This window comes from Pedobacter sp. 05T44 (assembly GCF_056395985.1).
Window position 1 is genome coordinate 163,529 of sequence record NZ_JBFTKO010000007.1, and the last position, 20,097, is coordinate 183,625.

Here is a 20,097-nt window from a genome sequence, read left to right on the forward strand (position 1 = left end):
TTATCTGATTAAATGAATTGGCCCCGTTCGTTTTGGTGCGCTATTATTATATGTCATGCCTTTCCATTGTGATCCATTAATGAATTCGACATCAATTTTCCAGTAATAGACAGACTGGGGTAATTCCACATTGCGGTATGTTCCATCCCAGCCTTCCTGGGGATGTCCTTCGTCAAGCTTTGTTGTTTCCCATATGAGTTGTCCCCATTTGTTAAAAACTGACATCCTCCATGATTTAATTCCTGAACCCTTAGCTCTGAATTGTCGAAGTTCGCTACTTTCACTACCGGGTATAAACGAATTTGGCACAAACAGATATCCGGGCACTCCACTAATTCTCACATTCTTAAAGGAGCTAGTAAAGCATCCGCTTTGATTGATCACTTTTAAAGTTACTTTGTAAAGCCCCGTGTCTGCATAGGTATGTTTTGGGTTTCTGTCTATCGAAGTTATACCATCACCAAAATCCCATAGCCATTGATCTGGACTATTGGTGCTTTGGTCTATAAAACTAAATGTATAAGAAGGTATGCTAATTTCAATGCCAGGATCTACTGAAAACTGTGCGATAGGTGGTGCTGTAATTTTTATATAATCACTTTGTATAAGTGTATTTGGACAATTTAAACTATTTGTTGCTGTTAGTGTAACAGTATAAGATGAAAGAGAACCGCTATACACATGCGTTGGTTCGAATTCTGTAGAAGTTGTTCCATCTCCAAAATCCCATAGGTAGGACAATCCACCAGTGGTTGTGTTGGTGAATTTTACCTGAAGGCCAGGACAACCAACCGTTTTGTCTGCTGTGAAGTTGGTTGTTGGTTGTTCAAGTACCGTGATTGTCTCGGTCGTGGTCGTGTCTGAACAGCCATTTGAAGCAGTAAGTACAACTTTATATACTCCTGGATTTTTAAATGTGTATTGTACAATTTCTGGTGCTGATCTTGTTACCCTACTCCCACCGTCTCCAAAATCATATCTAAATAGATTCGCCCCTTTAGAATTGTTGTGAAAATTCACAAGAAATGGTGCACAGCCACTTTTTTCTGAGCTGTTTACCACTAGCTCAGGCAAAACAGTGTTAGGGGAAACCTGGATAACGTAACTGCTTTCCTGACTGCCGCATTCATTTTCCGCACGCATTCTCACGGTATACTCTTTTATTGTTCCAGTTACATAAACATGTTCTACAGGTAGTTTATCTGTTCTAGTAAGAAAGGCGCCATCTCCAAAATCATAATAGTAAGTATTTGTACCACCGGGAGAGGTATTGCTAAAGGTAACTTTCATTGGAGAGCAGCCAACGGTTTTATTTGGTGAGAATACAGCGATTGGCTGGGCTTTAACAAAGACTGATGAAGTAAACACATTAGTTCCGCATGGCGAAGTTACGCTTAAGGTAGTTACGTAAGTGGTATCTTTTCCTTGGGGATGTGGCTGAAAAGTGATTGGAGGGGGCATCACTAAAGAAGAAGTTATACCATTGCCAAAGTCCCATTTAAAATCAGCATCAACAAGAGAAGTGGAAGTATTTACAAAACTAACTTGTAGCGGACCGCATCCTTCGGATTTATCTTGTGTAAATGACGCAGCAATGCTTTGCCGGGTCGAAAATGCATGAGACATTTCATCAGCTTTACACCCCTGTTTACTGGTAACTACTAGCTTAATAATAACGGATTCATTGTCGTTTGCGATTTGATAACCAGGAAATTGAGCGCCCCTGCCGATTTCTGTTTCATTTACATACCAGATGTAAATATCATTTCGATTTACATCAACAATTGCTTTTACATTTTGGTTGTCGATATTAAATGGCGTACATCCTTTATCAGATGCAAATGTAAAACTGGCAAGTGCATCCGGTTTAACGGTAATGCTTATGCTATTACTAGTACTAGCCTGACCACCAGAACAAAGGCCACTACTTGCTATCCTTCTATACTTTGTTGATACAGTTAGAGCAGACGGTGCATATGTTGGTTTTGTTTCGCCATTTATAACTACCCAATTAACCCCATTGTCTATACTTTTTTCCCAACTATAGGTGTAATCTGAACCATTGCCACCGGTAGGTCGTGGGCCAGTTAAAGGAGCAGGAATACTGCCGGAACAAATGACCTGATCTACGCCAATTGTATTTCCCGCTATTGGTGGTAGCGCTATCAGGTTTACCTCATTACTTATAGTTTCACAAGCACCACCTGATACTATACGCCTAATCGAAGCGCTCACAGGAATTGTAACGGTCAGATCCCGGCTAGTTGCATCAGGAATTATTGTCCAACTCGTACTTGGATTAGTACTTATTTCCCATCTATAGGTATATGGAGGCTTACCTCCAATGGGTACATCGCCATTAATGGTAACCTGTTGCCCGGAACATACAGTTGTTCCTGATGGGTTGGTGATGGTATTTTGAAGTGCTTCTAAGTTATCAATAACCACATCATCTGTAGTTGAACACAAACTTGGCGAAGTAATTGTCCACGTAAAAACATACCGTTGTCCGGGATTAAGTGAGGTTACTGCACTATTGTAAACTGTAGGGTCAATAATTAGAGGCCCTGCAGGCAATACAGTCCACTTACCTATTTCGCTAGCTTTGGGTGCATTACCTTTTAAAGTATAAGTAGACTGGTTACAGATGGATTGATCGGCACCTGCATCAGCCACTGTAATTGTGGGATGTACTTTGATTACAACAGTTTTCGGATTTCCCGGACAACCATTAACAATTGGGGTAATCGTATAAGTAACACTTCCCTCATTTAATCCGCTATTGGTTAAGATATCGTTTATTGCAATAACAGATACGGGAGTAACCTGATTCGTGTTGCCTGTAACCAGACTTGCAGTACTTGTCCAAACATACAAGGTATTGTTATTGCCTAAATTTGAGCTCAATGAAATACCAGATGGATTACCAGTACATATGACTGCCTTTGCTACTGTAGCAGTTAAAATGGGTTTCGGGGTAACTGTTACTGTTAAAATAAATGGCTCTCCGTCGCAGCCATCTTTTTGAGGTATAATGGTATAGCTAACAACCGTATTACTTGTTGCACTGGTATTTGTGATTATATCGGTAATATTTCCCGTTCCTGTTGGACTATATCCGGTAGCTAAGCCATCATTATTTGTTGCTGTCCATTTAAATGTGCTTCCATCAACAGTAGATTTTGGAATAAAATCTACTGGATTGCCCGTACAAACTACTTTAGTGTTATTTGTATTGGTTAATTTATTTTCAGGAAGTATAATAATGTCTATTTGTTTTAAAACTGTAGCACAAGCGCCTGGCACTCCCGTATTAACCCTCAAAAATATGGTTACCTTTCCTGCATTACGCTCTGCGACACTTGGCGTATATACAGTAGTAAGATCAGAAGGATTTGAAAAATTAATATTATTAATTCCATTATCCCAGGTAAAGGAGGTATAGCTTCCTGAAATTGCCCCTGTTAAAGTAACCGATGCTTTGTTGCAAATGGGGTTTGAATTTGCAACGATAGTTGGAACCGGTGCCTCTATAAATGTTATTTTCTGACTAACGGTAATGGTTCCACAATTATTTTTATGGGTTAGGCTAACTGTATAAGTACCAAAATCAGCGAAATTTATGGTTGGATATCTGCTGTTTGCCGTACTTGGAGCTACAAAAGAGTAAGCACCCGTTCCGATAACTTCCCATGTGTAGGTATCTGAAAGATCTTCAGCCGTTCCATTGACAGTCGTTTTTGTATCCGTCGCATTAGGACCAAATACGAAATCACCCTTCTGGCAAAGTCTTTGTTCCGGAGATAAAGTTGCCTGTGGCTCAGTATTTACTACAATCTTTTGTGGCAATGTAATTTCTTGACAGGTTCCGGTTTTAACAGAGAGTGTAATATTATATACACCCGATTGAGAAAATTTAAATTGTGGGGTTACGCTTGAATTACTAGTTCCTCCCTGATAAGATACTCCTTGCGCCGGAACTACATTCCAGGTATAAACCGGAGTTGAGGGGCACGACGTGTTATCTAAAACCGAAGTGTTTGCCGGAGTAAGCACTCCCGCGGTTAAGCAAATCAAATTATTGGGTAAGGTAAAACTTGGTTTTGGTCGTTCCTGTACACAAATCTCTAACTCCAGATCATCGGCCTGACAATTTCCATCACTGATTGACGAAAGCCGTATTTTATGTTTTCCAGTAGTGACAAATTTATGGACTAAATTATAGGTAAGTGGTTTAGCTGAAGCAGCAAGAGCGCCATCCACGTACCAATTGTATTTTACATCATTTGGTGCACAACCTGGAAAATTGGTATTGGCCTGTTCACCGGGTAGAGATTGATTGTTAAAAATAATATCGTCGTTAACACATGCTATAGGAGGAAAAGAGAACAGATTCTTTGGTCTGGTAACTACCTTTGCAGGTGTAGATAGAGGTGAGCCGATTGCACCGCAAAACGGACTTATTAGGCCAACATTTACACCAAAAGCATTATAGAAGGTTTGGTTGCCAGATCGATATGACAACCCACAGGAAGACTTTGTATAAGTATGGCTGATACGATCATTGTTTTGCTTGATGTCACAATATGTATACTCGTTAGACGTGCCATCTCCCCAGTCTACCTTATAAATGTTACCGGGAAAATTTACTCCAATACCTTTATTGGATACATCAACACGATATTCGAATGTACCAACGGGAAAACATACTGTATTTCCGCTTGTAGTGGTAAATGCAGTTACAGCAAGATTGTTAATCAGAAAGTATGCCTTTGTACCCACCGACCCATCGGGCATTGTGGCTTTCACAAACATAGTGTAATGAGCAAGTGATGCAGTATAAGATATTGGAGTTCCGACAGCACCAAAAGCTATTGTTTGTGGCACTCCAGGGTTCAACTCATTTTTAAAAGTTACAGTTACGTTTCCTGTGTTCGATTCATTGTTAAAGAAAAATTCTTTTGTTGGTGTGTTCTCATCGGTATTACAAGTTCCAAATGTTAGGGGATTTGTGCTCGCTTTAGAATTAGAATTTATAGCAACTGTTGCCTTTCCTCCTGCTTTTATATCAAATGGGTTTGAATCTGAAGAAGTAAACACTGGCAATGTTGATTTAATCCTAAGCCTATATCCTGTTCCAGCGGTAGTACCCGGAGGGATTACTCCATTTACAAATGTTGAGTAGAAGCCGGTATAGGATCCGATAGATTTTTCAACTCCCTGGGGCGATACAAGATAAAGATTAAACGAATTACCTGGTTGTAAACAGGTAGCACCCAAACTAAAAGTTGCGGCTATAGTTGACTCAGGCGTGTAAGGTCCAGATGCAACCTGATCTATAACAATTTGCGAGAATGCTATAGAAATATGATAAAAGAATAAAACTAGCGTCAGTAAAGATAAACGTCTTATCATATTATAAATATTATGATAAAAGTAAAGATTTTTTCACTTATTGTTCATTTTATTCATTAATAATCATTCTAATTATTAATATTATCAAATTTGCCTTGTATTTATTTTTAGAAAGTAAATTTCATTAAGTCTTCTGATTAATTACCGGGAATTATTAAGATTATTTATGCTAAAAACCATATATATTGAATGGCCGAGTTTACGGTCAAATCAAAAAAAAATCGTATTTAAATATATTTAAATACGATTTTTAAAAGAAAGAGATTAGAATATTAAAGCGTAGCCATATCAATTACAAATCTGTAGCGAACATCACCTTTAAGCATTCTTGCATACGAAGCAGTTATATCTTTGATGTCAATCATTTCAATATCTGAAACGATATTGTGCTCAGCACAGAAGTCAAGCATTTCCTGAGTTTCAGGTATGCCACCTATGCCTGAGCCTGCAATGCTTTTACGGCCGCCTAAAAGTGAAAAGGGCTGAATTGCATAAGGCTGAGATGGAACACCAACGCAAATCTGTGTCCCATTTGTTCTTAGCAATGACAGGTACATATCCATATCGTGTTCTGCAGAAACAGTATCAAGAATAAAATCAAATGAACCTCTTACAGCTTCAACCTGAGCAGGATCAGATGTAACTACAAAATGATGGGCACCTAAAGCTTTCGCTGCTTCTTCTTTTGAAGCTGATGTACTTAAAACGGTTACTTCAGCACCAAAAGCTACACCAAATTTCACTCCCATATGTCCTAAACCACCAAGACCTAAAACGGCTAATTTATGACCCTTACCAACTTTCCAATGACGCAGAGGTGAATAAGTGGTGATACCTGCACAAAGCAGTGGTGCTGTGGCCGCAAGGGGTAATTTATCCGAAATGTGGAGTACAAATTCTTCGCGAACTACAATGGTATTGGAATAACCTCCGTAAGTAGGTACACCATCTCTACCTTTATTGTTATAGGTTTGGGTACTTCCTTCAAGGCAATATTGCTCTAATCCTTCCTTGCAGTTTTCACAAGTCTGGCAAGAGTCAACCATACATCCTACACCAGCAAGATCATCTTTTTTAAACCTTTTTACATGGTCGCCCACTTTAATTACCTTACCAACAATCTCATGACCCGGCACCATTGGGAATACTCCTGGAAACCAATCATTCTTTATTTGATGAAGATCCGAGTGACAGACACCACAATATAATATTTCAAGTTGAACGTCGTGCGGACCTACTTCCCGGTGTTCAAAGTCCCAGGGTGCTAAATCTGTTTCAGCATTTTGTGCTGCATATCCTTTGGCTTGTATCATAGCTAATTTATATTTTATAATAAAACAAATTTACATTAGTGAGCATAAATATTAACTACACATTTCAAAGCATTTATTATACAATTCAAACATCCTGAAATAAAGTCAGGTAATTAGGTTCAAACTATTAATGGGTCATTTTAAACAACAGCTCTTTTAACAACTCGCCATCGGTGGTGTTACCGGTACTGTCTACACCTTTACTCTTTAAGTCGTATTCCCTTAATAAGCTAATGATATCAAAGGTTTTATTTAGACTATAGCTACGTGCAGCAGCTTCATAATCTTTAACAAAATATGGATTCACACCCAATTCTTTAGCAGCATCGCCCTTATTCTGCAAGTAGTGATATTTTAAAATCTTTGAGAAATAAGAATTCAGGTTGGCCATAACCATAACCATTGGATTGGCTTTTGGATTATCGGCAAAGTAATTGATGATCTGGTTACATTTCAAAATATTCTTGACTGCCAGTGCTTTTTGCAATTCAAAAACATTGTACTCTTTACTTATTCCTATATTTCTTTGAACAAGATCAGTGTCAATTGTTGTTTCTTTAGTAATATTTAAAAGCAGCTTTTCTATTTCATTAGCAATCTTGGAAAGGTCTGTACCCAGGTATTCAGCCATCAGGGCGGATGCCTGTGGAGCAATTTTATAACCTTTCTCTTTTACAAGATCATCTATCCATCCGGCTAATTTGTAATCTCTAACCAGTTCTGACTGGAATATAACACCACTCTTATCAATGGCTTTATAAATCTTTTTACGCTTGTCGAAATTAGCATACTTATAACCTAATACCAGAATGGTGGTAGGCATGGGTTTCTCAAAGTAATTGAGCACAAACTCAGCCTCTTTACTACTCCCTTCTGTCTCTTTGGCCCACTTCAAATCCTGAGCCTCCTTTACAATGATCAACTGATAGTCAGACATCATAGGATAACGCTTGGAAGCATTCATAATGGTAGCCATGTCTGTATCTTTCCCATACAAAACAGTTTGATTAAACCCTCTTTCCATATCATTCAGCACATTATTTTCCATGTAATGAATGATCTGATCGATGTAATAAGGTTCCTCACCATGTAGTAAATAAACAGGCTTAAACTTTCTGGCTTTAATGTCTTTGATTATATCTGCAGCACTCATATGATAGGTCAAACTTAGATAAAATTTTTTGCCTATTTTTACAAAAATGTCATTCACACCAACAGCACTTAACCTACCACAATATCCTTTCAAGATAACACTAAAGGAGTCGCGTTATTTTATCTTTGACGAAATAAGAAAAAAACATCTGTTACTAACACCCGAAGAATGGGTTAGACAACATTTCATCCAGTTTCTGATACTGGAAAAGAAATTTCCAAAATCGCTTATTCAAATAGAAGGCGGACTTAACTTAAATAAACTTCAAAAGAGAACAGATATTGTAATATTCAGTACCCATGGAGAGCGAATAATGGTTATTGAATGTAAAGCACCTTCTGTTAAGATAAGTCAGGCTACTTTTGACCAGGCGGCCAGGTACAACTCTGTTCATAAAACCAAATGGCTGGTAGTAACCAACGGACTAATGCATTGTTATGCAACAATAGACCACAAAGAGGAACAGTTTGTCTTTATAAAAGATCTTCCAGAGTATCAATCCTTATAAGAACAAACTGTCTCCTCTGTACTTTTATTGCCAACCACCCCCAAGAGCGCGATAAAGGCTAATTACTGCCTGCCATTGCTGTAATTTATCACCAATATTATCGAGTTGTGCCGATAGCAAGTTCTGTTCAGAAGTTAATACATCTGTATAATTTGTCGCAGAACTATAACGCAACAGTTTTTTGGTAAAATCTACCGATTTCTGCAGCGATTGCAATTGTTTAGTTCTTATGTTTTGCTGTTCAATTGCGGTTTGGTAAGAGAAAAGCGCATTAGAAACCTCCTCTCCCGCTTTCAATAAGGATTTCTGAAATAGATACGCCGATTCCTGTTGAGCAGCCCTGGCAGTTGTTAGTCTAGCCTTATTTGCTCCCTTATTAAAGATAGGCTGGGTTATTCCTGCCGCAACATTTGCAAACAACCCAGAGGGTGTAATCCAGTCTTTAAAACTAAAACTGGTAAAGCCACTTGAAGCTGTGATGTTGAGTGATGGGTAAAAAAGCTGTCGGGCAACATTAGTTGTTTCAAAAGCCTTCATAAAAGCATACTCTGCTTGTTTAACATCAGGTCGGTTCTGGAGTAATTGGGCAGGAATACCGATATTCAGATCAAAGGGTAATTGTTGAGATTCTAGTGCTTTCCTATTTACTGAACCTGCTTTACGAACCAGTAAAACATTCATAGCATTTTCCGTTTCTCTTATTTGCCTTTTTAAACGGGGTATAGCAACTTCTGCCGCATATTGATTGGCTTCGCTCTGCACTTCAGCGGCGCCGGTTACTATATTAGCTGCTTTTAAAGATTTCATTGTGCTTACATCCGTTTTCCTGTTAGCAACCGTTTTCTCTAAAACAATTAGCTGTTCATCCAAGGCCAAAAGTGTAAAATAGTTATTTGCAATTTCAGAGATCAGTTGTGTTTGCACAGCCTTTCGCGCTTCTTCCGTTTGCAGTAAACCAGCTAGTGCACTACGCTTACTACTTTTAAGCTTACCCCAAATATCTGCTTCCCAGCTGGCCGTTAACCCCACATCATACTGGGTTGATGAGCTGATAATACCAAATCCTTGAGGGTAGGCCAATTTTGATTGGGTTATGGCCGCATTACCAGTTAAGTCTGGTAAAAAAGCAGCTTTACTTTGCTTAAAATTAGCTCTGGCTGCATTTATATGTTCTACAGCTATTTTCAGATCAAGGTTTTGCTGTAATCCTTCTGTTATCAATTCAATTAACAGCGAATCATTAAACAACTTTTGCCATGGCATAGTGGCAATGGTAACTGTATCTGTATCGTGCTGATCCCTGTAAAGATTCTTTGTATCTATTGCTGGCCTTTCGTATTTCTTTGATACCTGGCACGACACCAACATGGTCAGCAAAATTATTAGCCCTATATATTTTTTCATTATATTCATTTCTTACGAATTATAAAACTTCATTGTTTTTGCGTACTCCAGATATTTTCTCTTGCAGAGATTGAAAAACTACAAACAATGCAGGGATTACAAACACCCCGAATACTGTACCTACAAGCATCCCACCAACCGCTGCGGTACCTATTGAGCGGTTACTTAAAGCCCCTGCTCCGGTAGCGATCATCAAGGGAAGCAAGCCGAAGATAAAGGCAAAAGAGGTCATCAAAATTGGCCTTAGTCGGGCTGTAGCGCCTGAAATTGCCGACTGGATTAAACTCATACCACTAAGGCGGTGCATCAATGCGAACTCCACAATAAGGATCGCATTTTTTGCAAGTAAGCCGATGAGCATAATTAAACTTATTTGCAGAAATATGTTATTATCAAGCCCAAATAATCGTGCAAACAAGAATGCTCCAGCCAGTCCTATAGGCAAAGAAAGCAGCACTGAGAATGGCAGAATATAACTCTTATACTGGGCACTCAATAAGAAATAAATGAACAGCAAGCTGAGCATAAAGATCAATAGGGTTTGACTACCACTAGACAACTCTTCTAGTGTTAAACCGGAGAATTCATAAGTATAACCTTGTGGTAGGGTTTGGGCAGCTACTTCCTGAATTGCTTTTATCGCATCACCAGAACTATAACCAGGCTTGGGTGCGCCATTTACGGCACCAGCCGTAAACAAGTTAAAGCGGTTTATAAATTCCGGGCCATAGATTTTTTTAAGTGTAATAAACTCTGATATCGGAGCCATAGCCCCTTTATCATTCCTAACAAATATTCTATTGATGGCCTCTTTATTGGTTCTCTGTTCCGCTTCAGCCTGAATCATTACACGGTATTGTTTACCAAAACGATTAAAGTCTGACGCATAAATACCCCCCAAATAGCCTTGCAGCGTTCCAAGTACGCGGTTAACAGGAACACCTGCTTCTTTGCATTTCGCAACGTTTACATTAACCTCGTACTGCGGAAAACTTGTGTTGTATGATGTAGCAGCATACATAATTTCAGGACGCTGATTTAGTGCTCCCATAAACTTCCCAATTACTGCATCAAAAGCCTTATAACTACCTCCTGTTTTATCCTGCAACTGAAATTCGAAACCATCATTATTTCCAAACCCCTGTAATGTTGGTGCGGCAAAGAAAATGATATTGGCTCCTTTAATTTCTGCAGTTTTTGCGAACAACTGACCAACAATACTTTTAATATCCTGCCCTTTTTTTGTTCTTTCTTTCCATGGCTTTAACCTGATAAATATAGCCGCATACGAACTCCCGGTGCCGCTCATTAAATCCATACCGGCAACTCTAGATGACAATTCAATCTCAGGAATAGATCTCGCGATGCTATCTATTTTATTTGCAATGAATTCAGTACGTTCCAAAGAAGTTGCCGGAGGTAAAATAACGTTACCATATATGGAACCACTATCCTCATTAGGCACAAATCCAGTTGGAGTGGTTTTAACCAAAAACCAGAATAAAAGACTAAACACAATGATTATCGCAAATGCAATCCATTTTTTCGCAATCAGAAAAACAACCGACTTCTTATAACGGTTAGTCATGGTGCTGAATGAAGCATTAAACCCTGCATAAAAGCGCTGTAAAAAGCCGGTTTTCTGTTCATGATGCTCGCCATGTGGTTTTAACAACAATGCGCAAAGTGCCGGACTTAAAGTAAGTGCATTTACTGCAGATATGATAATGGCCACAGCAAGTGTTAACCCAAACTGCTTGTAAAATACCCCAACCGACCCCGTAACAAAAGTTACCGGAACAAATACCGCAGCCATAATGAGGGTTATAGAGATAATAGCCCCGCTAATTTCACTCATGGCATGCATAGTTGCTTTTTTTGCTGATTTAGCACCCTGATCTAATTTAGCATGAACCGCCTCTACTACTACAATGGCATCATCTACCACAATACCAATGGCCAGAACCAGGGCAAAAAGTGTAAGCAGGTTAATCGTAAATCCAAAAAGTTTAAGGAAAAAGAATGTTCCTATAATAGCTACCGGAACTGCAATGGCCGGAATTAAGGTAGAACGGAAATCCTGCAAAAAGATAAATACTACAATGAATACCAATATAAATGCTTCAATAATTGTAACTATAAGCTTAGAAATTGAAGCATCCAAAAACTCATTTGCATTGGCGAATACGCTATACTTGACTCCTTTTGGAAAGGTTAATGAAGCATCGTCCAATATTTTTATACACTTCTTTATGATCTCATTGGCATTGGAACCTGAAGTTTGATTGATTGCAACATATGGTGATTCATGACCTTGCGCCATGATGGTACTCGAATAAGTAAAAGAGCCCATGTCTACCTCAGCAATGTCTTTTAACTTAAGTACCTGACCATTACCTACAGATTTGAGTATGATGTTTTCAAATTGTGCAGGTTTTTCAAGGCGACCAGTATATTTTAAGGTATACTGGAATGCCTGACCACTGTTCTCTCCTACTTTACCTGGTGCAGCTTCTATGTTTTGCTCTGCAAGCGCTTCTGTAATATCAGAAGGGATTAACCCATAAGCAGCCATGGCATCTGGTTTAAGCCAGATTCTCATACTGTAATCCATACCTCCATATACAGCGGCATTCCCTACTCCCTCAACTCTTTTGATTTGAGGCATCACATTAATTTTTAAATAGTTGTCGAGGAATTTCTGATCATACTTTCCATCCTCGCTGTACAACAGAAAACTAAATACTTCACTATTCAACCGCTTACTGGTGGTAATGCCAACTTTGATTACTTCCGCTGGCAGCAAACTTGTAGCTTTGGTGATTCTGTTCTGCACATTAATTGCAGCCATATCCGGATCTGTACCTTGCTTAAAGTTTATTGTAATGCTGGCACTACCGTCATTACTTGCTTTAGAAGTCATGTAAGTCATGTGTTCTACTCCGTTAATCTCTTCTTCGAGCGGTACAATTACGCTTTTCATGACCACATCCGCACTTGCTCCCTGATATGAGGTACTTACTTCAACGGCGGGTGGAGCAATGTCTGGATACTGGGAAATAGGCAATGAATATAGGCCTAGTAACCCCATTATAACTATGATAATCGATATAACGGTAGACAAGACCGGGTTATCTATAAATTTCTTTAACATAATATTTTAGTGTTTTGCTTTGATTTTCATTCCATCTTTCAAGCTTCCCATTCCTTCCGTCACAATCTGTTCGCCAGGGTTCAGTCCTTTTGTTACCACATAAAATTCACCAGAAGGGACATCCATTATCTCTATTTCAGTACTTTTTACCGCACCGTTTTTAACGGTGTAGACCATCGTTTTTTCCTGCATTTCGAAGGTTGCTTTAGTAGGGACCAAAAGTGCATTGCTTACTTTTAATGGGATGCGAATAAGTGCACTGGCGCCACTCCTAATTAATCCATCGGGGTTGGGGAAACTTGCCCTAAGATTAACTGAACCCGTCTCTGTATTGATTAATCCACTTAAGGTTTCCAGCTTGCCTTTTTTTGAATATTCTGTTCCATTGGCCAACAAAAGTGTTACCGGAGGAATATTCATTAGCTTATCTTTTATGGTTTTCCCTTTGTTGTTTTCTGTGAAATCCAGAAACTGCTTTTCATTGAAGGAGAAGTAGGCAAAAACACTTGCAATATTTGAAACTGTTGTTAGCGGTTGTGGAGATGAACTGCTAACCAGACTGCCTGTTTTATAGGGTAAGTTTCCCACCACCCCATCGGCAGGACTATTTATATGAGTATAGCCAAGATTAGTGCGGGCATTAACTAAACTAGCTTTTGCCTGTGCAAGTGCAGCTTCTTTAGCATGCAGATTAAAATTTGCCTGCTTAAGTTCATAATTACTAATGATCTCTTCTTTTACCAGAGGCAAGGTTTTCTCGACTTGCATTTTTGCAGTACTTACTTCAGCTTCAGCATTTTTTATGGCGGCCGTAGCTGTTCTAACCTCCTGTTCGTACTGGGGGGCATTTATTTTAAAAAGTAACTGACCTTTTTTAACAACTGCACCCTCATCAACAAGTATCTGTTCTACAAACCCATCTACTTTTGGTCTGATCTCTACGTTCTGCTGACCCTGTATAGTTGCTGAGTAATCTGTATTGAGAACAGCATCTTTCGGTTGTACTGTTGAAACCGGATATTCCTGAATAGTTTCTTCCTGCGTTTGGCTTTGTGTGGGGCTGCATGCTTCAAATAGCAACATTCCGCCTAATAATGAGAGTAATTGTATTGTTTTCATAAATGTAATTTTTCTTTTTTGGCATAAGTAGTCCTCATCTCCTAAAAAATCTCTTTTTGGCAGTTAAGGTTAACAGCGATTATTTATCGCCCGAACTAAGTGTTGGGTTAATAATTAAATATGGAGTATCACGATAATTTCATTATAATTCTTTATTTCGTTAAAAAGTTAAGCAAAGTTAGTACTTTTGTGAATAAAACAACCAAATACTTGTTTTATTAGATTATGAAGACAAATCGATTCTTAATGCTTTTAAAAACCCGTGGTGCATTAACTGCAGGAGAAATTTCAAAAGAACTTGGGATTACAAGTGAAGGCGCGCGCTTACAACTCATCAAATTAAGTGAGGAGGGATTGATCAAATCGACCAACGAATCAAAAGGTGTTGGCAGGCCCACCGTTTACTTTAGTTTAACAGAAGAAGGAAATGCTGGTTTTCCTGATACGCATGCCGAACTTACTGTTAAACTGATACAACTTATGAAGACCACGCTGGGCGACGAGGCTCTTGATAAAGTGATAGCAGCAGGCGAACAAGTTGGCAAGGAAAAATATTCTAACGAATTACAATCTATTACAGATCTTGAAGGTCGTATCTCCCAACTCGCAGATATCCGCACACGAGAAGGATACATGGCTGAATATAGTAAAGATGAACAAGGCTATTTGTTGATAGAGAACCACTGCCCAATTTGTGCAGCAGCGCAGGTTTGCCAGGGTTTTTGCGCCTCAGAGCTTAATACTTTTAAGTTTGTATTAGGTGAGGATATAGATATAACAAGGGTAAATCATATTATTGCAGGCGACAGAAGGTGCGCCTACAGAATAACATTAAAGAAGGCTGGTTAAAATAATGCATTCTCCAGCTGCCTGCCGAAGAATGCTCAATTAGATTTATCCTTTTAAAGCAGCAAGACTTTCTTCGATAGTATTGATCTTCGATTCAGCATCTGCTTTTTTATTGCGTTCGTTTTGAATGATCTCAGGTTTTGCGTTTTGTACAAACCTTTCGTTACTCAGCTTAGCATCTACAGATTTCAAAAAGCCTTGTAAATAAACCAATTCTCCATTTAAGCGTTCTATTTCAACGTCAATATCAATAGCCTCATTCAGATGAATAAAGAACTCATCGTTGCCCACCATAAAGTTTACAGCTCCTGGAATCTTATCGTTTACAAACTCAACCTGATTAATATTAGCGAGCTTGAACACAATATTTAACCATTTTTCGAAATCTAAAGACGAATTTACTTTTATAGCCAGAGGAAGTGCTTCTTTAGGCGAGATCTGTTTCGTATTTCTAACGTTTCTGATCTCAGCTACCAGGCCTTTAATAATCTCCACTTCTTTAAGTAATTGCGCATCCGCTTTACCAACAACAGGGTAGTTTGCTACAATGCAGCAATCAAGCTCACCTTTCTCTCCGAAGAGTTCATCATGCCACAATTCTTCCGTTAGGAAAGGCATAAATGGATGTAATAATGTCAGGATTTTTTCAAAGAAACCGATAGTTACTTTTAAAGTTTCAGCGTCTATTGGATGTTGATAAGTTGGCTTTACCATTTCAAGATACCAGGCACAGAAATCATCCCATACCAGTTTATAACAGGCCATTAAAGCTTCCGATAAACGGTATTGTTTAAAGTTCTCTTCAATCTCTGCCAGCGCTTCGTTAAAGCGATTTTCGAACCACAATATAGCTTGTTGGTTGGGATTTTCAAGATTTTCATCAACTTCCCAACCTTTAACTAATCTGAAAGCATTCCAGATTTTGTTGGCAAAATTACGGCCTTGCTCGCAATAGCTTTCGTCGAACATCAAATCGTTTCCAGCCGGAGAGCACAACAACATCCCTACCCTTACTCCATCAGCACCATATTTTTCAATTAACCCAATAGGATCAGGGGAGTTACCCAATGATTTAGACATTTTACGGCCCAATTTATCTCTTACAATACCTGTTAAATAAACATTTGTAAAAGGTTTTTGACCTCTGAACTCATGGCCTGCCATGATCATACGTGCTACCCAGAAAAATAAAATCTCAGGGGCAGTAACCAGATCATTGGTAGGGTAATAGTAGTTAATATCTTTATTGTCTGGATCTTTAAAACCATTAAACACAGAGATTGGCCACAACCATGATGAAAACCAGGTATCCATTACATCAGGATCCTGAGTTACAAAAGGTGCCAGCTGATGTTTAAAACCATGGATTTCAGTTTCCGTAAATACCCCGTCAATATCTTTAAGTTTTAAAAACTCGTCAAGTGCTTCTTCTTTAGTTTTTGCTACAACCCAATTGCCTTTATCATCGTACCATGCAGGAATTTGTTGTCCCCACCACAGTTGCCTGCTGATATTCCAGTCCCTAACATTCTCCATCCAATGACGATAGGTGTTTACGAACTTTTCAGGAATTAACTTAACATCGCCATCCAATACATCTTTCAATGCCGGCTTGGCCATTTCATCCATTTTGCAGAACCATTGCATAGATAGCTTAGGCTCAATAGCTGCATTGGTACGCTCAGAAAAACCTACCTGCGATTTATAGTCCTCAACTTTATCTAAATGACCAGCTTCTTCTAATAAGACAGCAATCTTTTTTCTTGCCACAAAGCGGTCTTCACCAACAAGCACAACAGCAAGTTCGTTTAATGTACCATCTTCATTTAAGATATCTATTACAGGCAACTTATGTTTAACACCCAATTCGTAATCGTTCAAATCATGAGCAGGAGTAACCTTTAAGCATCCTGTTCCAAAATCCATTGTTACATACTCATCCTGAATAACAGGTATCTCACGATTGATTAGTGGTACAAAAACTTTTTTTCCTTTCAGGTGCTGGTAACGCTCGTCGTTAGGGTTAACGCAAATGGCAGCATCGGCCATAATTGTTTCCGGACGGGTAGTTGCAATGGTTAAGAAATCATTGGTTCCCGATACCGAATATTTTATATAATATAACTTTTGATTTACCTCTTTACGGATCACTTCTTCATCAGAAACCGCAGTTTTACCTGCCGGATCCCAATTCACCATACGCACGCCGCGATATATTCTTCCTTTTTTATACAAATGGATAAAACTATCGATTACTGCTTCTGAAAGATCATCTTCCATAGTAAAGCGTGTCCGCTCCCAGTCGCAACTTGCGCCTAACTTTTTCAGCTGATCAAGAATAATACCCCCGTATTTCTCTTTCCATTCCCAAGCATATTTAAGAAATTCTTCTCTGCTAAGGTCTTTTTTGCTGATCCCTCTTTCTTTAAGCATGGCAACAACTTTTGCCTCAGTAGCAATTGATGCATGATCCGTTCCAGGCACCCAGCAAGCATTTTTACCTTGCATACGCGCTCTACGAATCAGCACATCCTGAATTGTATTGTTTAGCATATGCCCCATATGCAAAACCCCAGTCACATTTGGAGGAGGGATTACAATGGTATAAGGCTCACGTTCGTCAGGCTCAGAATGAAAAAAGTTCTTTTCTATCCAGTAGCTGTACCATTTGTCTTCGGTTGCCGCCGGGTCGTATTTTGTAGAAATGCTCATTATTTTGAAAAAGTATCAGATTTGGCTGTAAAAATAAGAATAAAAAAGACAGATGCTATTCGCTTCCCCAAAATCTTGAAGGGAAGATTTTGCATATCAGCTCATAACACTGACTTTTTTGGGAAAAGGAAATAGAAAAATAGGGAAAAAGATCAATGTACATTGATCTTTTTTAACCTTACTTTCTTTACTTCAGGTTTTGCATAAAGTAATCAGTAACCTTTTGATACAAATGTGCTCTGTCTTTACCAATTACATTATGCTCATGGCCAGGGTAGATCATATAATCTACTTGAATACCCTTATCAACAGCTTTTTTAACGAAATCAACAGAATGTTGCTGTACTACAACAGGATCCTGCAGGCCATGGATTAACATCAGTTTTCCCTTTAGCTGGTCAACTTTACTACTCAAGTCAGTAGCAGCATAACCCTCAGGATTTTCCTGCGGAGTATCCATATAGCGTTCAGTGTACATCACCTCATAAAACTTCCAGTTTATTACCGGACCACCTGCAACAGCAGCTTTAAAAATACCAGGATGTGTAACCATAAAATCAACCGTTCCAAAACCTCCAAAGCTCCAGCCAAATAGCCCCATATTAGCAGAATCAACATAAGGAAGCCCCTTCAAGTAATCTACTGCCTTCATCATATCTTCCATTTGAACATCCCCTGCTCTGCGGAACATAGACTGTTCAAAAGCTCTACCCCTATTATCACTTCCTCTTGTGTCGATTGTTAATACCACATAACCATGCTCAGCCATATACCTGAACCAATAATCTCCAGCACCTGCATTCCATGAGTTTAGGATAAGCTGCGCATGTGAGCCGCCGTACCAGTAAACAATAACCGGATACTTTTTTGTGCTGTCGTAATCAACTGGTTTATATAAGCTACAATACAAATCGTCTCCACTGTTACTTTTTATAGTAAAGATTGAGGAGTTTTCTGTAGCAAATGCAGCTAAAGGATTGGGTGCTTTTAATAATGTTTTTGTTTTAGCAGTTGCAGTTTCTATTAACTGGATTACTCGGGGTTGTTCCGGACTACTATAATTATCAATTACAGTGTTTCCAGAAGTGCTCACCTGTGCACCATGTACAGCAAATCCTTGTGTAATCCTATTAGATTTACCTGATTTTAAGTTAAGCACATATAAATTACGGGTTATGGGAGATTCTTCAGTAGAAACATAAAACAGCTGATCACCTTTTGAATTAAATCCTTTTACATCAAGTACCTCCCAGTTTCCTTTTGTCAATTGTTTCAATACTTTTCCATTTAAATCATATAGATATAAATGATTCCATCCATCACGGTTACTTTGCCAGATAAACTTAGCAGGATCATTTTTGAGGAATAACATAGGCACCAATGGCTCAACATATTTCTCATCCTTTTCTTCAAATAATGTTTTCACAAAATCACCGGTTGCTGCATCATATTGATTTAGCTTCATGTGATTCTGTCCGCGGTTTAAAACCGCAATGTATATGTATTTATCATCCGGGCTCCATGCAATATTAGTAAGATACTGCTCAACAGGTTCACCTGTTTTAAGGTACACCACAGCTTTCGTATCTGCATTATAAACCCCTACAGTTACCTCATGGCTTTTATCGCCTGCCATAGGATATTTGATATTTACATTTTTAGCAGGTCTCGTGGTCCAATCTATGATCGGATAATCAGAAACCATGCTTTGATCCATTCTATAAAAAGCGAGTAGCTTACCGCTATTGCTCCAGAACGTACCTTTAGTTATTCCAAATTCATCACGATGAACCGACGAAGCATACACAATATCTTTGCTGCCATCTTTAGTTACCTGATTTTGATCAGTACCATTTGTCACAAACAAATTGAAGTTATCCAAATAAGCGATGTAACCAGCGGTACTTTGTTCAACACTAGTTTTACTACCAATAGATTGATCTATGAGCACCTTATAGGTATTCTTTACAGGATTAAACGCAACTTTACTTCCGTTAACCGTTAATATCCAGTCGGGTCCCTGATTAAATTGAATAACAGGCATCGACTTTAAAGTATTCTTTTGAAATGACTTTAATTTCTGATTTAACTGGACCAATGATAAAAATTGCTGTTCATGCTGACTCTTAAAATTGCCACTCATCCATACGGGTTCATTCCCTATTTTTTTGGCATACACATAATCTTCTGTGCCATAAATAAATTGAATTTGAGAAAGATTTTCCGGAGCCAAAGTAGTGCGTGCATTACTCATTGCATCCTGAATGGTCAATTGTTTATCCTGGGCTATGCCATAAAAAGCAATTGACAACAATTGAATACATAAAATCAGTTTTTTCATCAGTTGTTCTAAAAGATGATGAAGCTATCATGCGCCGCCCGCTATTATTCATTTCGGTTTATATAATGCAGCACATGATGGTTTCATCGTATGAATAATAAGTTGGGGCCAAACTTATACAAAATATCG

General features: G+C 38.6%; 10 protein-coding genes. 2 read left to right on the plus strand and 8 right to left on the minus strand.

The features are described 5' to 3' along the window. The 3 genes from AC1DDK_RS13380 to holA form a co-directional block, all read right to left on the minus strand. Entirely contained in the window at positions 1-5,415 is a 5,415-nt protein-coding gene (locus AC1DDK_RS13380; protein WP_477621985.1) for a PKD domain-containing protein, read from the minus strand. 272 nt (positions 5,416-5,687) lie between these two features. Next, positions 5,688-6,728, minus strand: a complete 1,041-nt coding sequence (locus AC1DDK_RS13385) for an NAD(P)-dependent alcohol dehydrogenase (protein WP_172659498.1) — start codon at positions 6,726-6,728, stop codon at positions 5,688-5,690. Positions 6,729-6,855: 127 nt separating this feature from the next. Then, positions 6,856-7,881: a DNA polymerase III subunit delta gene (holA, locus tag AC1DDK_RS13390; RefSeq protein WP_172659497.1), complete on the minus strand. Its 1,026-nt coding sequence runs from the start codon at positions 7,879-7,881 to the stop codon at positions 6,856-6,858. A 46-nt stretch (positions 7,882-7,927) separates the two neighbouring features. On the opposite strand from holA, the gene AC1DDK_RS13395 reads away from it, so the two are divergent. Further along, entirely contained in the window at positions 7,928-8,389 is a 462-nt protein-coding gene (locus AC1DDK_RS13395; protein ID WP_288881120.1) for a type I restriction enzyme HsdR N-terminal domain-containing protein, read from the plus strand. Between the two features lie 24 nt (positions 8,390-8,413). Here the strand turns inward: AC1DDK_RS13395 and AC1DDK_RS13400 are convergent, their stop codons facing one another. The 3 genes from AC1DDK_RS13400 to AC1DDK_RS13410 are packed head-to-tail and all read right to left on the minus strand — an operon-like array spanning position 8,414 to position 14,066. Continuing rightward, on the minus strand, positions 8,414-9,793 hold the full coding sequence (locus AC1DDK_RS13400) for an efflux transporter outer membrane subunit (protein ID WP_288881123.1): 1,380 nt from the start codon (positions 9,791-9,793) through the stop codon (positions 8,414-8,416). A gap of 19 nt (positions 9,794-9,812) precedes the next feature. After that, a complete protein-coding gene (locus tag AC1DDK_RS13405) occupies positions 9,813-12,947 on the minus strand; it encodes an efflux RND transporter permease subunit (protein ID WP_288881126.1) in 3,135 nt (1,044 codons plus the stop codon). A 6-nt stretch (positions 12,948-12,953) separates the two neighbouring features. After that, positions 12,954-14,066 carry an efflux RND transporter periplasmic adaptor subunit gene (locus AC1DDK_RS13410; RefSeq protein ID WP_172659494.1) on the minus strand — a complete coding sequence of 371 codons (1,113 nt, stop codon included), beginning with the start codon at positions 14,064-14,066 and terminating at the stop codon, positions 12,954-12,956. 246 nt (positions 14,067-14,312) lie between these two features. Between AC1DDK_RS13410 and AC1DDK_RS13415 the strand changes: the two genes are divergently transcribed. Further along, positions 14,313-14,915, plus strand: coding sequence for a helix-turn-helix transcriptional regulator (locus AC1DDK_RS13415; protein ID WP_288881129.1), 603 nt, complete (start codon positions 14,313-14,315; stop codon positions 14,913-14,915). Between the two features lie 45 nt (positions 14,916-14,960). On the opposite strand, the gene AC1DDK_RS13420 is transcribed toward AC1DDK_RS13415, so the two are convergent. Together AC1DDK_RS13420 and AC1DDK_RS13425 are read right to left on the minus strand one after the other, a co-directional pair. Further along, positions 14,961-17,627, minus strand: coding sequence for a valine--tRNA ligase (locus tag AC1DDK_RS13420; RefSeq protein ID WP_288881131.1), 2,667 nt, complete (start codon positions 17,625-17,627; stop codon positions 14,961-14,963). A gap of 187 nt (positions 17,628-17,814) precedes the next feature. Then, positions 17,815-19,968, minus strand: coding sequence for a S9 family peptidase (locus AC1DDK_RS13425; RefSeq protein ID WP_337716384.1), 2,154 nt, complete (start codon positions 19,966-19,968; stop codon positions 17,815-17,817). Positions 19,969-20,097: the final 129 nt, after the last annotated feature.

Coding starts and splice junctions, on each gene's coding strand:
- AC1DDK_RS13380 (WP_477621985.1), bottom strand. CDS start 5,415: ATGATAAGACGTTTATCTTTACTGACGCTAGTTTTATTCTTTTATCAT.
- AC1DDK_RS13385 (WP_172659498.1), bottom strand. CDS start 6,728: ATGATACAAGCCAAAGGATATGCAGCACAAAATGCTGAAACAGATTTA.
- holA (WP_172659497.1), bottom strand. CDS start 7,881: ATGAGTGCTGCAGATATAATCAAAGACATTAAAGCCAGAAAGTTTAAG.
- AC1DDK_RS13395 (WP_288881120.1), top strand. CDS start 7,928: ATGTCATTCACACCAACAGCACTTAACCTACCACAATATCCTTTCAAG.
- AC1DDK_RS13400 (WP_288881123.1), bottom strand. CDS start 9,793: ATGAAAAAATATATAGGGCTAATAATTTTGCTGACCATGTTGGTGTCG.
- AC1DDK_RS13405 (WP_288881126.1), bottom strand. CDS start 12,947: ATGTTAAAGAAATTTATAGATAACCCGGTCTTGTCTACCGTTATATCG.
- AC1DDK_RS13410 (WP_172659494.1), bottom strand. CDS start 14,066: ATGAAAACAATACAATTACTCTCATTATTAGGCGGAATGTTGCTATTT.
- AC1DDK_RS13415 (WP_288881129.1), top strand. CDS start 14,313: ATGCTTTTAAAAACCCGTGGTGCATTAACTGCAGGAGAAATTTCAAAA.
- AC1DDK_RS13420 (WP_288881131.1), bottom strand. CDS start 17,627: ATGAGCATTTCTACAAAATACGACCCGGCGGCAACCGAAGACAAATGG.
- AC1DDK_RS13425 (WP_337716384.1), bottom strand. CDS start 19,968: ATGAAAAAACTGATTTTATGTATTCAATTGTTGTCAATTGCTTTTTAT.